Raw genomic sequence first — 18,659 nt, forward strand, 5'->3', positions numbered from 1 at the left:
ATTACAGTAACTAGTGGTTCTAATTACACCTAATTTTTGCAATAGAAAGGTATAACGCAGATATAATCGATTTTAACAAGCAAGAATGATCAAATACTTATGTAGATTGGTATCATTATAGTGCGTGATTTCATTCCGAATAGATGGCAAAATAGCCCACATATGACCTATTAACAGGACAATAGAGATGAGCAACCAGCCAGAAAGCACCGTTTCATTTGATGATATTTACCTATTTGTTCTTATTGTTAGGCATAAAGGCATTAGCTCTGCCGCACAATTTGCAGGATTACAGCGCTCAAAAGTCAGCCGTCGACTGCAAGAATTAGAAAAAGCACTTGGCCATCAATTACTCATCAGAACGACAAGAGCGATTGAATTAACCCAGCAAGGGAGATGGCTGTATGAGCAAACCTCTAACCCAATCAATACCTTAGTGGATGCGAGCCGACTAATGAAGGATCATCACTTAACACCAAGAGGCAGATTAAAGGTGGCTATCCCACCAGCTCTTGGAATGACCGAGATTTTCTCCCAGTTAATTGAACAGTATATGAAGGAATTTCCAGAGGTTAAATTAGAGATTGAGCATCATGTTCAATCGTTGGATCTTCGTCGTAAAAATATTGATCTACAAATTCTACCTAGCTATATCGAACCTTTGCATGATGACTATATTCAGCAACGCTTAATTCAAATTCCTTATAGTATGGTTGCCTCTGCAGAGTATTTAGCGCTTAATGGCAATCCTGATAATGTGGCTCAGTTAAATGACTTTCATCTGCTCGCCAGTCGCTATAATAAAAGCTTACTTCCTCAAGGGATTGATTATCAATTATTTAGTGATGATCTAAATCTGCTTCAACGATTAGCACTGTCAGGTAAAGGCATTGCCCTTCTGCCTTCGATCTTAATTGAAGATAAAATCAAAAATGGCCAACTCATTGAGGTCTTACCAAGAACCTCATTTACTGATTTAACCATTACTTTGGTTTACCCAACACCAAGCTACTTACCTGAAAAAACGCGAGCGATGGTAACGTTATTTAGAGAAACGTTTTCTAATTAACGCCAACAAAAAAGCCAACATCATAAAAGATATTGGCTTTTGCATTTATTTTTCTTGTTCTTAACTGTGTTTATAGCAATAGAAGTTAGCTTCCTAACACATCTAGATTAATATATTTACCCATATTTTTACGCTTAACACTTGGCATGTATGGGATTTCGCCTAATTTTGGCGCAGGCATTTTATCTTCTAACATCGCGATAATCTCAGCGTAATGCTCAGTACCTGGGTTTACTCGGTTTGCAACCCAACCAATAATCTCTAACCCATCCTGTTGAATCGCTTCTGCCGTTAACATCGCGTGGCTCAAACAACCTAATTTAATACCAACAACTAATACAACTGGCAATTTTTCTTGTTTTACCCAAGTAGACAAACAATCGTCTTTAGAGACTGGAACACGCCAACCGCCAGCGCCTTCCACTAATACTACATCTGACTTCGCTTTTAACGCAGCTAAACCTTGAGACAGTACAGAGTAATCAATGACTACGCCTTCCGCTTCCGCTGCAATATGAGGTGATGAAGGCAATAATAATGCATACGGGTTTACTTCTTCGTAGCTTAATTCAACATTGGCAACAGAGCGTAAATGGATTGCATCAGAGTTTTGAACGCCTTCACCTTTGTCTTCAGATCCTGCGGCAACAGGTTTATATGCGGCTGTATTTAGCCCCTTCATATTTAAAGCGTCTAAAATAGCTTTAGAAGAGACGGTTTTACCTACATCGGTATCTGTACCTGCAACAAAAAATGCATCAATCATTACTTATAACTCCAAAGCCTACCTGATAAGTAGCAGGTAACTTATTAAATTCATTCTTAAAAACTTGATACGCTTCTTCTACTGCTAATAGCTTTTCTTTACTCAATAAACCTGAGTGGCGACCATTAGATAAATGCGTTGCTCCAATTCCTTTTAAATCTTTCATTAAAGCAAGAGCAGAAGAATACGTCATCTCGACTGGCGTGCAGTCTAGTGTAAACTTGTTACATTCAGATTGCGCTAACGCAAGGTTTACCATAGATGAGGTAATAAAATCGTTAACATGTTGATATAAATCAACCTTTGACCACGCTTTTTTCAACTCAAATAGTGAGCCATCTAACAAAGTTGAAAATATAACCTTGCTTTTGTTATGGGTAATTCGATTCATTTCACGTAAAGGTACGGATAAATCCTGACACCACTGCAGTGCTAAACTAGAAATAACCACATCAAATTCATTATTGATAAAGGGTAAATGCTCTGCATCACCTTGCACATAAGATATGTTCAACTCACCACAGCGCTCTTTGGCTTTATCTAACATTGATTGAGACAGATCAAACGCCACCACTGTTGCACCGCGCTTTAACAGTTGCTCACTGCAATAACCCGTTCCACAACCTACATCGACGATACGCTGCCCTGATAGGTCTTGAGGTAAGTAAGATAATAAGGTATCCGCCACCTGACGTTGAAATTCAGCAGAGCGGTCATACGTATTCGCGGCTTTACTAAAGGCTGCTTGAATGGCTTGTTTCTCTTGGCTTGGTGTCCAATGTGAGGTTTCTATGGCGACTGCTTGATTAACCATAACTCATCATCCTAATTTTATTATTGCTTGCGTTAATTGAGTAATATCTTGTATCGAATGGTTAGCACTTAATGTCACTCTTAATCGTGCCGTTCCTGTTGGTACCGTTGGAGGGCGAATCGCTGTTGTCCATAAACCTTGTGCTTTTAATTTATCTGACATGCCAATTGCCGCGTCCGCTTCGCCGATAATAATCGGCTTTATCGGCGTCTCTGTTTTCACCGCTCCTGAAAAACCAGTCAATTCTGATTCAAATTGTTGATTTAATTCTTTGAGTTTTTCACGTCGCCATTCTTGTTGTTGGATCATCAATAAGGCATGAGATAACGCATGAGCTTGAGCTGGAGGCATTGCTGTTGAATAGACATGATGACGAGCAAATTGTGCGAGGTAATCACCAGATTCGTGATTACACAAAACCGCAGCGCCAGATAGACCAAACCCTTTACCAAACGTGACGACTAAAATATCTGGTGTTACTCGATAAAAATCACAACAACCTCGGCCATTATTGCTTAACACGCCACACCCATGGGCATCGTCCACCATTAACCACGCATTTTTATCTTTGGTTACTTTAGCAATATCTGAAAGTGGTGATAAATCTCCATCCATACTAAAAACCCCTTCAGTCACAACTAAAGAAGGTGAATCATCACAAGCGTCTAATAATTTAGTTAAGTGAGCAATATCATTGTGTTTGAAGCGTTTCATGGTCGCAGGTGAGAACATTCCCGCTTCCATTAATGAAGCGTGGTTGAATTTATCTTGTAACAACGTATCGCCTTTTTCTAATAATGAAAAAAGCACCGCTTGATTGGCACTAAAACCTGAATTAAACAGTAATGCACAATCAAACCCAAGCCATTCAGCCAGTTGAGATTCCAAATTGGCATGCGGTTTTGAATAACCCGTCACTAATGGTGAAGCACCACTGCCACTGCCATATAAAGATAACCCTTGTTGCCATGCTTGAGTTAGTTCTTTGCTGCCTGCAAGGCCAAGGTAATCATTACCCGAAAAGTTAATGTAGGATTTACCATCCACCACTAACCTTGATTGATTACCTTGCTCTATTACTCTTCGAGAACGAGTTAGCCCCGCTTGCCTACGTTGGGTAAGCGCGGAGCTAATACGTTGATTAAACGCTTGCTTCATAAAATAAATCGTCTTTTTCAGGACGAGAAGCGACACGTTCAGCAACGCGATCTAATAATTCGTGTTCTTGAACCACATCTGGTTTCTGCGCTACTTGTTGACTATTCACACCCAGTTTTTTAAACAGTTGCATATCACTGTCTTCATCTGGATTTGGGGTAGTCAGCAACTTACAACCATAAAATACAGAGTTTGCACCCGCCATAAAGCATAGCGTTTGCATCTGCTCATTCATGCTTTCACGACCCGCAGATAAACGAACTGCAGATTCTGGCATCATGATACGCGCAACCGCAATCAGACGGATGAAATCAAATGGGTCGACATCTTCTGCGTCTTCTAGCGGTGTACCTTTCACTTTCACTAACATGTTCACAGGAACTGATTCTGGATGTTGAGGAAGGTTCGCTAGTTCAACAAACAGACCCGCACGATCACTGTCACTTTCGCCCATACCGATAATGCCGCCAGAACAAATCTTCATTCCTGCATCGCGAACATGAGATAACGTGTCTAAACGATCTTGATACGTACGAGTCGTAATGATGTTGCCGTAAAATTCTGGCGAAGTATCTAGGTTGTGGTTGTAGTAATCTAAGCCCGCACCCGATAATTCACCTGCTTGATCTGAAGTGATCATGCCTAGCGTCATGCATGTTTCAAGGCCCATTTCTTTCACGCCTTTAATCATATCAAGAAGATATGGCATATCACGCTCTTTTGGATTTTTCCACGCTGCACCCATACAAAAACGAGTCGAACCTGAGTTTTTCGCTTTCTGAGCTGCATCAAGTACGCTTTCTACTTCCATCAAGCGTTCACGATCAACATCTGTACGATAATGAGCACTTTGAGGGCAATACTTACAGTCTTCAGGGCAGGCACCTGTTTTAATTGATAGCAAGGTACTGACTTGTACATAATTCGCTTGTTGGTGTTTTCGATGCACTAATTGAGCCTCAAAAACTAAATCCATGAACGGCATATCCATCAATTCTTGTACTTCGGCGACTGTCCAGTTATGTCTCACTTCCACGTGTAAATTCCTTCCATTAACATGCTATAACCATTGCTATTACTAACATCCGACCACTTTCTATTGTGGTTTTAGCTTATATTTATACTTGGCTAGTCTACGGTTAAACGATACACTGTCAACCTTAATGAAAAGATTAAGTTTACAACCGGTGAATTAATGAACAGTAACGTCGATTTGGATTTTGACCGTCAGCACATTTGGCATCCCTACACATCTACTATTAACCCGCTCTCTTGCTATCCTGTTACCCATGCTAATGGCGTACATCTCTATTTAGAGGATGGTCAAGAGTTGGTCGATGGAATGTCTTCTTGGTGGTCTACCATTCATGGTTACTGTCATCCTCATCTAAATCAAGCCATTAAAGATCAAACCGATAAAATGGCCCATGTGATGTTTGGTGGCATTACTCATCAGCCTGCGGTCGATTTATGTAAAAAATTAGTTGAACTAAGCCCTTCTCGATTAGAGCAAGTCTTTTTAGCTGATTCAGGCTCAGTAGCGGTTGAAGTTAGTTTAAAAATGGCTCTGCAATATTGGCACGCAAAAGGTCAACCTCGCTCTAAATTTGTCACTGTTCGACATGGTTATCATGGTGATACCTTTGCCGCGATGTCTGTCACCGATCCTGATAATTCAATGCACGGTTTATATAAAGGTTTTTTACCTGAACACCTGTTTGTTGAATCTCCGGATAGCCGTTTTGGTGGTGAATGGAACCCTGCTGATATTATTCCTTTAGAAAAGATGCTGGCAGAACGCCACGAAGAGATCGCTGCCATGATCCTTGAACCAATTGTTCAGGGCGCTGGCGGAATGCGCTTGTATCACCCTCAATATTTAAAAGAAGTGCGCCGTTTGTGTGATGAATATGGCTTATTGCTAATTTTGGATGAGATTGCGACTGGTTTTGGTCGAACAGGAAAATTGTTTGCTTGTGAGCATGCCGACATTGAACCTGACATCATGTGTATTGGTAAAGCGCTTACTGGTGGTTACATGACATTATCTGCAACTCTCACCAGTAAAATTGTCGCTGATACTGTATGCAGTGGAGACGCCGGATGCTTTATGCATGGACCAACTTTTATGGGAAATCCATTGGCCTGTGCTGTCGCTAATGCGAGTCTAGAATTAATTCAACAGAATCATTGGCAGACTCAAACTAAACAGATTGAAACTTGTTTTTCAGAATTACTGCCACAGCTTAAAAAATACGATGTGGTTGCAGATGTGCGTTGGTTAGGAGCTATTGGTGTGGTGGAATTAACGACACCGGTCAATATGGAAAAGATCCAAGCGCATTTTGTTAAACAAGGGGTTTGGATACGTCCATTTGGCAAGCTGATCTATATGATGCCACCATTTATTTCACAACCAGAGCATATTACCAAACTAGTAAAGGCCATTGATAGCGCGTTATGTGAGTTGTTTTAACTCACATAACAGGCCTTTATCTATAAGCACAAAAAAGCCGATACATTTAAATATATCGGCTTTTATTTTAGCTACAATTCTAAATAGCTATTATTTCTTCTTGGCTTCATTAGTAAAATCATCTTCTACTAACTTATAAATAATGAAGATAGCTAACTCTAACAATGCCGTTAGCACTAAACTCATGATGACATAGCGCTCACTAAAAATACCAATGCCGTGTAGCACGGTTGATTGAATCACAAACGCACCAACCACACCTAAAATCAATAACTGTAAAAACTTGATGAACTTCAGCATTTAAATTCCTTCTTTATCATTATCTTAAAATAATTGAAATTAACTTACATAGATTACACTAAACTTAGTACATCTCTATGGTTAACTTTTCCAATTTTCTCATTTTTTCTTACTTTTATGACGAAATACGATTATTCAGCCTTCCAAGCCCTATTCACTTTTGATGTAAGAATATGATCTTCCCACGCTCCATTAATGAACAAATAATCTTTTGCCTTACCTTCTTTCTCAAAACCAAGGGCAGATAATACCTTGCCACTTTTTTCATTATGGGGAATATAAGCCGCCATAATTCGGTGAAGTTTTTGTACTGAAAACATCCAATCTACCGTCTTTTTTACTGCTCGTTGCATAATGCCATTTCCTTGGTATTTCTCATCCAAAGAGTACCCAAGATGAGAAGCATGAAAAGGAAAACGAGTAATATTACTGTAGCTCACCGTGCCAATAATTTGATTTTTTTGGTTATCAAAAACAACAAAATAAAACGCCAAATTATGCTTATGTAATTCAACTAACTGCAATAAACGCTGTTTCCACCCCTCTGGTGTAAAAAAAGCATTCGCACGTTTTGGTTCCCATGGCTCTAAATGATGGCGATTACGCATAAAATAATTCGCAATCATCACTGAATCTGTACTTTTAATTAAACGAACTTGGTAATGGTCAAAATCAAAATGCACATCCATGTTATTTCTCCCTACTTCTTACCAATACCGTAATCACGTAACTTATTCGCAATAGCGGTGTGCGAAACCCCTAAGCGCTTCGCTAATTTACGGCTTGATGGGAACTCACTGTACAATCCAGAAAGTATGTTTGACTCGTATGACTTCATGATCTCATCTAATGTCCCATCAGTATTAATATTTATAATATTAGTACTACTATCCGCAGTTGGCAGCATAAAGTGAGAAGTATTCAATTGATTCCTATCCATTTGCGTCAATGCTTTTAACGTAGAACTTCTTAGCTGACGTACATTACCAGGCCATGAATAACTGCGTAAATAATCATGCACATCCTCAGAGATCGAAGGCTTAACAATATTTAATTCTTTGCATAGTTGAGCAACGAAAAACTCGAATAATGTTGCTACATCTGATGGACGTTCACGTAATGGTGGAATTTCTAAAAACAATACATTTAAGCGGTAGTAAAGGTCCTCACGGAAAAGGCCTTGTTCAACTAAATCTAGAAGTTCTTTTTTACTTGCACCAATAATCCCCACATCAACGTGAATTTCTTTTTCTTCACCGACACGACGAAAGTTACCATCTTGAATAAAACGCAATAATTTTATTTGCAGAAGCGGACTCATTTCACTGATTTCATCAAAGAAGACCGTGCCGCCGTCCGCTTGTTCAATGATCCCTTTTTTGCCTTCTGGCATATTAGGGAATGCACCCGAAGCATAACCAAACAATTCAGTTTCAGCGACATCATCTGGCATCGCTGCACAGTTAACTACCATAAAAGCTTTGCCTGAACGAATCGACGCAGTGTGACACGCACGCGCTAACATTTCTTTGCCCGTACCAGTTTCACCTTGGATCAGTAAAGATTGATCAATATCCGACAGCTTTTTAGCTTGGGATATTAATTTTTTGTATTTAGTGGATGATCCAACAAAATGTTCAAACCCAATATTAGAGGGCTCTAACAAAAATGGACGAACTCGTTGCGATTCAATTGACGGTTTAATAATGACAACCGCGCTGGCTAAAATAGAGGCATTATCATCATCCGTAATATAAACAGGCATGATTTCCATGAGGTAATTCATGCCTTCAATTACCATTGATTCTCGCTGGCGAATACGTGAATTCTCGAGCCAATCAATAACATTAAAATTAGATAATAATAAGCTCGCTGGTTGCCCAATCAAGGTCTCTTTATCTAAATCAAATAAAGAAGCAACGGCCTGATTCGCATTGTCTATTTTTCCTTTCAAGCTAATAGAAAAAACAGGATCAGGAAGTGTACTTAATACCGCTAGTAATTCAGTATTGCGACGCTCACTTGGTAGGAATGGGATTTTACGAACATCCATTACGCCTTCAATTCGACGAATTTTTGCCATTAATAGACTAAACTCATCAAACTCTACTTCTGGAAAGTTAAGGTAGATTAACCCTGTTTTTTCTATTTCAATGTCTCTCAAATCGATGTTTTGAGAAGCCAAAATATCAAGTAATTCACGGGTTAGTCCTAATCGATCTTTACATTGTACTTCAAGACGCACAAATACTTCCTTAACTAAGATGGGTGTCACAATATGTTTACAGGCAGTTTGCGCGAGTAAAAAAAAAGAGTCAAGCTGAAGTGAACCAAATAGAGAGTTAATTCGTTTAATTAGCTATTGATAATAAAAATAAGCAATGGAGTGTCAAATCATGGATATTAAAGTTGGTATTAGTTCCTGCGTAAATGGCGAAAGTGTACGTTTTGATGGCGGACACAAAAGCAACAAATTCGCGTCTAAAGTACTTGCCCCGTACTTTACTTACGTACCTATTTGCCCAGAAGTTGGCAGTGGTATGTCTGTTCCCCGACCGACAATACGTTTGATAACAAACGAGCAAAGAATCGCGCTGGTTGATTCAAAAGATTCATCGCTCGATTACACCGATTCAATGATCGAATTCTCTCAAAAAACAGTTAATAGACTCAAAGAAACCGATATGTGTGGCTATATTGTATGTGCTAATTCGCCAAGCTGTGGAATGGAACGCGTTAAGGTATACAGTAAAAACAGTGCCACAAAAAATGGGGTTGGTCTTTACACTCAAATCCTAATGAAAGAAATGCCTTGGCTACCAGTAGAAGAAGATGGCCGATTAAGTGATCCTGTACTTAAAGAAAACTTCATTACTCGTGTGTTCTGTTTACACGATTTATACCAATCAATGGATGGTGAACCTACTGCCGGTAAAATCGTTGCCTTTCATTCTCGTTATAAATATACCTTAATGTCACACTCTACCGTAGGGTACAAAAATTTAGGCAAATTAGTGGCCAAAGTAGCCGATTATGACATTAATGACTTCTTTGCTATTTATCGAACTCAATTGATGCAAACAATGACAATACGAGCGTCTCGTAAAAACAATACGAATGTATTGATGCATCTCCAAGGTTATTTCAAAAAAGAACTCGCATCACCACAAAAAGTTGAATTAGCTCAAATTATCCAAGACTACAATCAAGGGTTACTTCCTTTATTATCCCCTATTACCTTAATTAAGCATCATTTAGGGATTCATTCTAATGAATATTTAGCTAAACAATCGTTCCTCAATCCATACCCACAAGAATTAAGATTACGCTATGGCTTATAAACCAACAATGCAATGTGTTTGGTTTAGGCATGATTTAAGAGTCGCGGATAACAAGGCGTTATCCTCGGCCCTTGCTAATCAAGCACCGACTATCGCTGTTTATATCATCAGCGAATCTCAATGGCAGCAGCATCATAAATCAACCATTCAAATTGATTTAATTAAACGACGGTTGATTGAGCTTAAAAAAGAGCTTAGTGAACTCAATATTCCATTACTCATACTCTCTTGTCCTTGGTTCAAAGACATTCACTTATCGTTAAAACCGGTATTTAACGATCTTAATGTTTCACACCTTTTTGCAAATAAAGAGTATGAAGCAAACGAACTCGATAGAGATCATAAACTAACCGATCTATTACCAAATATTCACTGCACTTTTTATGACGATAAATGCACAATAACGCCAGGTAAAATATTAAATAAAACTCAACAACCTTATAAGGTTTTTACGCCATTTAAAAAAGCATGGAAAGAGTACTTTTATCAGCACTTCCCAACCATTGAAAAAATAACAGCTTCAGTTCAATTATCGACACCTCAATTGAACTCACTGCTGCGTTATAGTGAGAACGATTTTACTAACTCGATGAGTAGTGAAAGTAAAGCATGGCCTGTTTCAAACAAAGCAATACTTAACAATATGCGTCAGTTTTGTCGTGAAAAATCACAACATTACCACGAACAACGGGATTACCCCGCCATTGAAGGTACAAGTCAGGTATCGCCTTACTTAGCCATTGGGGCAATCTCTGCCAAACAATGCATTATGCGCCTTCATTTAGAAGCAAATAATCAATTAACTCAGGGACAAGAAATTTGGCTTGATGAGATCATCTGGCGAGAGTTTTACACTCACCTGCTTCACTTTCACCCTTTGCTATCTAAAAACCAAGCGTTCCTTAGCTTTGACAAATATATTCAATGGAATAATGACCGTAATAAATTTGACCAATGGTGCAAGGGCGAAACTGGGTTTCCTATTGTTGATGCTGCAATGAAACAACTTAATAATACAGGTTGGATGCATAATCGCTTACGAATGATCACCGCCAGTTTTTTAGTTAAAGATTTACACATTGATTGGCGTTGGGGCGAACAGTATTTTATGTCAAAACTTATTGATGGTGATTTTGCATCGAATAATGGAGGGTGGCAATGGTGTGCATCTGTTGGCTGTGACAGTACGCCTTATTTCCGTATTTTTAACCCGACAACACAAAGTGAACGCTTTGATAATAATGGCACTTTTATTAAATATTGGTTGCCAGAATTAACAATACTAACAGGAAAACTATTACATCAACCCAATAGCAAACCACTATTAACACCTGATAATTATGTAGAACCTATTATTGAACATGCAGTACAACGATTAAAAACACTAGAAATCTACAAAAATGCCAAAGCTCAGGATGTTGCAAGTTAGCCATACCAAGTATTATGATGGTCTCATCCATTATTAAGAGTTGTATTAATTGATGTCTAACACACTACCATTAGTTCTTGCTGGGCCTATTATTAGGAAATCGAGTGCGACTGAAGTCAACTTATGGCTAACGACTTCAGAACCCCTCGACGGTCATACCCTAATTCAATGGGAAGGTAATGCATTTAAGTTTATGATCACCGATGAACAATGCATCAAAATTGGCCATCATGCTTGGGTTTATCTACTTCAATGCAAAGAGAGCTTCCCCGTAAATCAAGCTCTTGGTTACGACATCATTACTCAATATGGTGCATTATCCGAATTAATACCTAATGCGCTCTATCCTTCTGAAGAACATTTCTCTTTGATAATTAAAGATAAAGCTGATTACGTTTTGCATGGTTCTTGCCGTAATCCGCATTATCCAAGTAAAGACAGTTTAGTTATTGCCAATCAACAAGTGAAAACACAAGCGATTGAAGATCGTGCGTCTTTACTAATGATGAGTGGCGATCAGATCTATGCCGATGATGTTGCAGGGCCAATGTTAATGGCAATTCAACAAATTATACCGTTGTTAGGTTTATTCGAAGAACAGCTGCCCGATAAGCTAATTTCAACCAGCTCTGAATTGTATTCGCATGAACATAATTTATATCATAGGGATAAGATCTTACCGCATTATACAGACAATACTAATTTCCTTTCTCGATGGAATGTCTATAAATCACGCCCTATTTTTAGCTCTAGTGAGCATGAGAACCATCTAATGACATGTGCCGAGTTCTTCGTCATGTATCTATTAGTTTGGTCACCAACCTTGTGGGATTGCATTACTTTGCCCATTTCTCTTCCTGATGCCGAAGAGAAATGGGATAAAAAATGGCAAGCTTGCTGGAAAACAGAAAAAACTGTTATAAAGCAATTTGTACAAGGGTTGACTGACGTTCAACAATTGTTTGCTCATATTCCGACATATATGATTTTTGATGATCACGACATTACCGATGATTGGAATTTAACGATTGGTTGGGAAAATGCCGTCAATGGCCACCCCCTTGCTGCTCAAGTTATCGGTAACGGCTTAATGGGTTACTTTCTTTGCCAAGGTTGGGGAAATAACCCTGAACAATTTGATGACACATTTTTGACTCGTTTTCGTCACCTTTTCCATTGTTATGATCATGGCGAACACACCGCTCTCATCAGAGATCTAACTCGCTTTGAACAATGGCATTATTCAATTAATACCACCCCAAAAGTCGTCGTTTTAGATACACGAACTCGTCGTTGGCGCTCTGAATCAAATTCTAATAAGCCTTCTGGTTTGATGGATTGGGAAGCTATGCTTGATTTTCAGCATGAGCTCATTGGACAAGACGCGATTATCATCATTTCTGCTGCGCCTATTTTTGGGGTTAAATTTATTGAAGCCTTGCAAAAAACAATGACACTATTAGGACAACCGTTAGTAATTGATGCTGAAAACTGGATGGCTCATCCCGGTTCAGCAAATACATTATTGAGTATTCTTACTCATCCTAAAACACCACAAAACTTTGTTATTTTATCTGGTGATGTGCATTACTCTTTTGCCTATGACATTAAATTACGTCACAGCAAATCAAGCCCTGATATCTACCAAATTACTTGTAGTGGGTTTAAAAACGAGTTTCCTAATACCTTACTTCGTTTTTGTGATTTTATGGACAGAGTGCTTTATAGCCCACACTCTCCGTTGAATTGGTTTACTAAACGTAAGAATTTGGTTGTTACCAAACGAGATCCGTCAGTGACAAACAACGATAAATTAATCAACAAAAGTTCGATCGGGGAATTGAGATTGGATGAAAAAGGCAAGCCGGAACAGATTTCGATTTTAACCGCGGAAGGCGAATCTATTTCCTTCTTGCCTAAATCAAGTGATTAAATCACTTTGTACTATTAAAAATAGTGAGAATTGAAAACATTAATCGTTGAGGGTAGTATCAGAACCACTCTCAACCTCTATTGAATTATGGAAGTACAGGCCCGCTTCAATTGCGTCTAGCCACTCTAATTCCACCTCTTCATGATACCTCGTTTCATCAAGGTAATTTGCACTCATATTAATATCCTTATGTGAGTTCCAAGAGCCCGATTATACGAGTCTTGAATTGCAGTACTGTGACAGAGATACAAGATCTAATCCAAACCTTACAATTACGAATGGTAATGATTACTATTAAGATTGAATTATCTCTCGTTTTATCCTACTCTATAGGACTGTTCTCTACTGAATCTCTATTATGAAATCCACGCTTTTATTTTCTCTTGCTTCTGTTCTTTTGTTGTCTGGTTGCAGTCAACAAATTCAATCAACATCAGCACCTTCCCAAGCTATCACCAGTTTCTATGATTATCAATTACTATCGCCAACAGGCTTGCCTTTATCTCTTTCAACCTTACCTAATGAAATAATAAAAGCTGATGTTATTCTGGTTGGTGAATGGCACACTCACGCGGCAGTTCACCGCTTCCAAACCGATTTATTTAAAGAACTTTCTGCAACAAACCCTAAATTAGCATTATCTATGGAGCAGTTCAGCCGTGATAAACAAACGGTTGTTGACGAATATTTAACCGGTCAAATAGGTGAGCAAACGTTAATGTCTGACGCGAATGCATGGCCTAATTACGAAAGTGATTATCGCCCGTTGGTGGAAATAGCAAAAGCGGGAAATCGTGACATTATTGCGTCTAATGCACCAAAACCCATTGTTAAATGCATAGGCCAACAAGGTATTAATTACCTAGACAAATTGGATGCAATGGAAACGTCATGGTTAGCAAAAAACATTGATGTCTCAGAATCTCCTTATAAATCAAAATTTCTCGCTTCTATGCATCATGGTGATGAAGAGCAAACGCAAAAGCAATTTGCCGCTCAAATGGTATGGGACGCCACAATGGCAGAAAGTATTGTTGATTACTTAATTGAGCATCCTGATTCTCAAGTTATGCACATTGCTGGGAAATTCCATATTGAAAATGGATTAGGCACTGCGGCACAAATAATAAAGTTAAACCCAAAGCTTAATGTCGTTATTATCTCCCCAACAGAAAATATTACGAATAATAATACGGATTACCAATTAGAAGTATTGTCACCACCAAAGCGTTTTGTGAAGAAAGAAAACATGATGAAGGCCTATAAGGGGTTAAAGAACCGTAACAATAATCTTGTTTGCAAGTAAATTTTAGAGCAAGAAAAAATAAATAACGCTGAGGATCCTCAGCGTTTTTGCGTTCTAAGTAAGATCTATTTATCTTGCAAGTAACCATCTAGCGGTTCCTTCATCGGTAACCAACCCATTAATCCATTTACCTTTTAAAGCAGCAAGAATCGCAGGACGCTTTTCTTCACCACAAGCGGTAGCAATTCGAGGGCAATTATTTTGACGGATGTCATAACTAGTGATCACTGAATTAATTTCGCAATCAACAACTTGTCCATCCTCACTAATAAACCGTCCTAATATTTCTCCCACAGCTCCTTGTTTTCTTAGTTCTTCACCTTTATCAAAACTAATAAACCCATCCTTCACAATCGCACTCGCATTATCAAGAGCACCCACTCCGATAAAAATAATATCTGATGATTCAGCTACTTGTGACACATTTTTAAAGGCATTCGTATTACGCCAAAAATCATGTTCTTCAAGAGAAAGCGTGTATCTTGGTGCTGGTAATTGATAATAATTCGCTTGCAACTTTCGAGCTAACAACAGCGGTACGTCATCATAATAATTACATATACCATCTACTGCCATTGCACTGATCAGCGCAACACACTTACTCTCTGGAGTTTCAAAATCTATTCGGTAAATTGCATTTTTTAACGTTAAGCCAGAACCAATACCAATAATTTTGTTGGTTTGATTCTTTAAATACTTAGACATAAGCTGAAAGCAACCAAAGGATACATTATCTAATCTTTCTTCTTCGCTGCTATCAGGAACAATATTGCACTCAATTAGTTGGTACTTTTCTTTTAGAAGCTCCGCATAGTCTAGGCACCTTGCAATCGGGTGATGAAGACCAATAGATACAACCCCTTCCTCTTTTGCGCTCGCTATCAACCTCTGAACTACTGGGCGAGATAATCCTAATTGGGATGCTATTTCTGTTTGGTTTTTCCCTGAGACATAATACATCCACGCAGATCGCACCATTTGGTCAAGCTTAAAACTGTCATCTTTAGCCAATGTAAACTCCCTTAATCACTCTGTAACTCACCAAAAGCAGTAAAAATACATTTTCCTCTTAATACACATTTAGTTCAACACCTTTCAATCGATTTAAAATGAGCAAAAGACCAATTAAATATCTTTTGACCATTTGTGATCCATGATCAATTATCATTTCAATTGTTCGATTATAGTCAAGCTATCAAATACTAGAGGATTAAAACATGAACAATAAATACACATGGCTACACATTGGTTTAGGGTCATTTCATCGCGCGCACCAAGCATGGTATCTACATAAACTGATTGAATCAGGAGACGATACATGGAGTATTTCAGCAGGAAACATTCGCAATGACGCTGAAGATGTCGTTTCAACGTTAGCCGAACAAAATGGTGAATACGTTCTTGAAACAATTAGCCCTGCTGGCGAATGTAAATATGAACAAATAACATCAATAAAAAAATTACTTCCATGGCAAGATGATTTAGCACCACTGATCAAGGAAGGCGCAAAAGCAGAGACAAAAGTCATCGCTTTTACCGTTACTGAAGGAGGATACTATTTAGATACAAACCATAAACTAGAGATCAATAACATCGCTATAAAACACGATCTTTCTGGTGGTTCTGACACGATTTATGGCACGATCACGAAGATCCTTGAAAAACGTATCGAGCAAAAATCAGGCAGTTTAACTCTACTGAATTGCGATAACGTACGTCACAACGGTGAGCGCTTCCAAGATGGACTCGTTGAATTTTTAACCTTAACAGGAAAAATAGACGTTCTTGAATGGGTTACAAACAACACAACCTGCCCAAATACAATGGTTGACCGTATTACACCACGCCCAACCGTTGAACTTCCAAACCGCATAAAAGAAAAAACAGGCATCACAGATAATGCTCCTGTAATGGGCGAAACCTTCATTCAGTGGGTTATTGAAGATAACTTCAAAGACGTTCGTCCTAATTTAGAGACTGTTAATGTTGAGATGGTTGACTCTGTTATTCCTTATGAAGAAGCAAAAATTCGAATTCTTAATGCCTCTCACAGCTGCATTGCATGGGCTGGAACATTAGTTGGAAAAACATTTATTCATGAAAGTACATTAACCGATTACATCTACAACATCGCCGATGAATATATCACTCAAGATGTTATTCCTTGCTTAGGTGACAACGGTATTGATTTACCTACCTACCGTGACGTCGTACTTGAACGATTTACGAATCCCTACATTGAAGATACCAACCAACGCGTAGCCGCAGATGGTTTCTCAAAAATACCAGCAATGATCACGCCAACCATGATCGAATGCTATCAACGTGGGGCAGTTCCATCAGCAACCGCATTATTACCCGCTCTTTTCTACACCTTCATGGAACAATGGCATAAGGGGGAACTTCCTTATGAATACCAAGATGGGATCTTAGACAGTGAATCCGTTCACACCATGTTTAATTCAGCTGATCCGATCGCAATATATGCTCGAGATAAAGCACTATTTGGTGAATTAGCAGAACGAGATGATTTTGAAGCACTACTGCGTGAAAAAATTCACCACGTTTCATCACTCATTCGATAGGAGAAAAGCATGTATTTAGGAATCGACCTTGGTACTTCTGAAGTTAAAGCACTCATTATCGATGAAAATGGGGACATTGTTGCTTCACATAGTGCGCCGTTAACTATTCAACGCCCTCAACCTCATTGGTCAGAGCAATCCCCGCAAGAATGGTGGGAAACAACAGATTATCTGATTAATACACTTAGGAAAAAATACGAACAACATTGGGCAACCATTAAATCCATCGGTTTATCTGGTCAAATGCATGGTGCCGTGTTGTTAAATTCAGCAGGAGACGTGATCCGTCCTGCTATTTTATGGAACGACACGCGTAGTTACCAGGAATGTATTGAATTAGAGGCTAACGCATCCGAATTAAATAAAATTACGGGTAACTTAGCAATGCCAGGATTCACAGCACCAAAATTGCTTTGGGTCAAAAAGAATGAACCTGAAAACTTTACCAACGTAGCAACCGTTTTACTCCCTAAGGATTACCTGAGATTCAAGATGACAGGCTTGAAAATATCAGATATGTCCGACTCTGCAGGCACACTATGGTTAGATGTAGAAAAACGAGATTGGTCTGATTACTTATTGGATAAGTGCGAACTAAATCGCAGCCAAATGCCTGATCTTATCGAAGGGTGCGATTCATCAGGCTCTTTATCTCCAGAAATAGCCCTCCAATGGGGATTAAATCCGTCGGTTATCGTTGCTGGTGGCGGCGGAGATAACGCCGTTAGTGCAATTGGGATCGGTGCCGTATCTCCTGGAGATGCATTTATTTCTCTAGGCACATCAGGCGTATTATTTGTGGTAAATGATAGCTACTGCCCTGCACCAGAAGCCGCGGTACATGCATTCTGTCATGTACTTCCTAACCGCTGGCATCAAATGAGCGTCATGCTGAGTGCCGCCAGTTGTTTACAATGGTTTTGTCGCCTCGTTGATATTACTGAAGTCGAGTTGCTACAAGAAATCGAGCAATTAAGCCAAGAAGATAAATCAAAGGCCCCTTTATTTTTACCTTATTTATCAGGCGAACGAACTCCTCATAACGATCCTAATGCAAAGGGGATATTTCATAGTATTACTCACTCAAGCAACCGAGCCTTACTTGGTTACGCCGTAATTGAAGGGGTAAGTTTTGGTATCGCAGATGGACTCAGAATGCTTAACGACAGTGGCACTGAGATTTCACAGTGCTCCCTTGTAGGCGGTGGAGCAAGAAGCCCATTCTGGGCACAATTACTTGCCGATACATTAACGATATCAATTGTTACTCACAAAGGGGGAGAAACTGGCGGCGCACTGGGTGCTGCGAGACTCGCGTGCCTGTCCTCTGGAAAAGCACTATCTGATGTGTGTAAGAAACCAGAAATACATAAAGTGTACCAACCTCAACCAATAAATACCGATTACTTGTCTGCTCGATATACACAATTTAGAAATCTATACACCAATGATTTAATACTAAGAAATAAATAAAACATACAT

At 39.0% G+C, this 18,659-nt stretch carries 17 protein-coding genes; 8 read left to right on the forward strand and 9 right to left on the reverse strand.

Annotated elements, in window-relative coordinates:
• Positions 1-187 precede the first annotated feature (187 nt).
• Positions 188-1,069 (forward strand): LysR family transcriptional regulator, encoded by an 882-nt coding sequence (locus A6E06_RS11960; RefSeq protein WP_065593500.1) that lies wholly within the window; start codon positions 188-190, stop codon positions 1,067-1,069.
• A gap of 85 nt (positions 1,070-1,154) precedes the next feature.
• On the opposite strand, the gene bioD is transcribed toward A6E06_RS11960, so the two are convergent.
• From bioD to bioB, 4 genes are read right to left on the reverse strand one after another with little or no spacing between them, the layout of a single operon-like run.
• Positions 1,155-1,835: a dethiobiotin synthase gene (gene bioD, locus A6E06_RS11965; protein WP_065593499.1), complete on the reverse strand. Its 681-nt coding sequence runs from the start codon at positions 1,833-1,835 to the stop codon at positions 1,155-1,157.
• Positions 1,828-2,649, reverse strand: coding sequence for a malonyl-ACP O-methyltransferase BioC (gene bioC, locus A6E06_RS11970; RefSeq protein WP_065593498.1), 822 nt, complete (start codon positions 2,647-2,649; stop codon positions 1,828-1,830). Before bioC ends, bioD begins: the two co-directional genes overlap by 8 nt.
• Before the next feature lie 6 nt (positions 2,650-2,655).
• Complete coding sequence (gene bioF / locus A6E06_RS11975; protein WP_065593497.1) at positions 2,656-3,807, reverse strand: 8-amino-7-oxononanoate synthase; 1,152 nt, start codon at positions 3,805-3,807, stop codon at positions 2,656-2,658.
• Positions 3,791-4,843: a biotin synthase BioB gene (gene bioB / locus A6E06_RS11980; RefSeq protein ID WP_065593496.1), complete on the reverse strand. Its 1,053-nt coding sequence runs from the start codon at positions 4,841-4,843 to the stop codon at positions 3,791-3,793. The genes bioF and bioB overlap by 17 nt, the downstream gene beginning before the upstream one ends.
• A 159-nt stretch (positions 4,844-5,002) precedes the next feature.
• Here bioB and bioA point away from each other — a divergent pair, with 159 nt between their 5' ends.
• Entirely contained in the window at positions 5,003-6,283 is a 1,281-nt protein-coding gene (gene bioA / locus A6E06_RS11985) for an adenosylmethionine--8-amino-7-oxononanoate transaminase (RefSeq protein ID WP_065593495.1), read from the forward strand.
• Between the two features lie 90 nt (positions 6,284-6,373).
• On the opposite strand, the gene A6E06_RS11990 is transcribed toward bioA, so the two are convergent.
• The 3 genes from A6E06_RS11990 to tyrR form a co-directional block, all read right to left on the reverse strand.
• Entirely contained in the window at positions 6,374-6,583 is a 210-nt protein-coding gene (locus A6E06_RS11990) for a hypothetical protein (RefSeq protein ID WP_065593494.1), read from the reverse strand.
• A 131-nt stretch (positions 6,584-6,714) separates the two neighbouring features.
• Positions 6,715-7,272 carry a ribosomal protein S5-alanine N-acetyltransferase gene (gene rimJ, locus A6E06_RS11995; RefSeq protein ID WP_065593493.1) on the reverse strand — a complete coding sequence of 186 codons (558 nt, stop codon included), beginning with the start codon at positions 7,270-7,272 and terminating at the stop codon, positions 6,715-6,717.
• An 11-nt stretch (positions 7,273-7,283) separates the two neighbouring features.
• Positions 7,284-8,828, reverse strand: coding sequence for a transcriptional regulator TyrR (gene tyrR, locus A6E06_RS12000; protein ID WP_065593492.1), 1,545 nt, complete (start codon positions 8,826-8,828; stop codon positions 7,284-7,286).
• 151 nt (positions 8,829-8,979) lie between these two features.
• Here tyrR and A6E06_RS12005 point away from each other — a divergent pair, with 151 nt between their 5' ends.
• Genes A6E06_RS12005 through A6E06_RS12015 form a run of 3 tightly spaced genes read left to right on the forward strand, consistent with a single transcriptional unit; the run spans position 8,980 to position 13,286 of the window.
• A complete protein-coding gene (locus tag A6E06_RS12005) occupies positions 8,980-9,924 on the forward strand; it encodes a DUF523 and DUF1722 domain-containing protein (protein ID WP_065593491.1) in 945 nt (314 codons plus the stop codon).
• Positions 9,914-11,353, forward strand: a complete 1,440-nt coding sequence (gene phrB, locus A6E06_RS12010) for a deoxyribodipyrimidine photo-lyase (RefSeq protein ID WP_065593490.1) — start codon at positions 9,914-9,916, stop codon at positions 11,351-11,353. Before A6E06_RS12005 ends, phrB begins: the two co-directional genes overlap by 11 nt.
• A gap of 52 nt (positions 11,354-11,405) precedes the next feature.
• Positions 11,406-13,286 carry an alkaline phosphatase D family protein gene (locus A6E06_RS12015; protein ID WP_065593489.1) on the forward strand — a complete coding sequence of 627 codons (1,881 nt, stop codon included), beginning with the start codon at positions 11,406-11,408 and terminating at the stop codon, positions 13,284-13,286.
• A 39-nt stretch (positions 13,287-13,325) separates the two neighbouring features.
• On the opposite strand, the gene A6E06_RS19830 is transcribed toward A6E06_RS12015, so the two are convergent.
• Complete coding sequence (locus A6E06_RS19830) at positions 13,326-13,463, reverse strand: hypothetical protein (RefSeq protein ID WP_141676960.1); 138 nt, start codon at positions 13,461-13,463, stop codon at positions 13,326-13,328.
• Positions 13,464-13,644: 181 nt separating this feature from the next.
• Between A6E06_RS19830 and A6E06_RS12020 the strand changes: the two genes are divergently transcribed.
• The gene (locus A6E06_RS12020; protein ID WP_065593488.1) at positions 13,645-14,592 is read left to right on the forward strand and encodes a ChaN family lipoprotein; all 948 of its coding nucleotides are present in this window, start codon (positions 13,645-13,647) and stop codon (positions 14,590-14,592) included.
• A gap of 69 nt (positions 14,593-14,661) precedes the next feature.
• Here A6E06_RS12020 and A6E06_RS12025 read toward each other — a convergent pair whose 3' ends face one another.
• Entirely contained in the window at positions 14,662-15,603 is a 942-nt protein-coding gene (locus tag A6E06_RS12025; protein WP_065593487.1) for a sugar-binding transcriptional regulator, read from the reverse strand.
• 206 nt (positions 15,604-15,809) lie between these two features.
• Between A6E06_RS12025 and dalD the strand changes: the two genes are divergently transcribed.
• Together dalD and xylB are read left to right on the forward strand one after the other, a co-directional pair.
• Entirely contained in the window at positions 15,810-17,177 is a 1,368-nt protein-coding gene (dalD, locus tag A6E06_RS12030; protein ID WP_065593486.1) for a D-arabinitol 4-dehydrogenase, read from the forward strand.
• Between the two features lie 9 nt (positions 17,178-17,186).
• Complete coding sequence (xylB, locus tag A6E06_RS12035) at positions 17,187-18,650, forward strand: xylulokinase (protein WP_065593485.1); 1,464 nt, start codon at positions 17,187-17,189, stop codon at positions 18,648-18,650.
• The last annotated feature ends 9 nt before the right edge of the window (positions 18,651-18,659 follow it).

The organism is Aliivibrio sp. 1S175, assembly GCF_001690985.1.
Classification (GTDB): Bacteria; Pseudomonadota; Gammaproteobacteria; order Enterobacterales; family Vibrionaceae; genus Aliivibrio.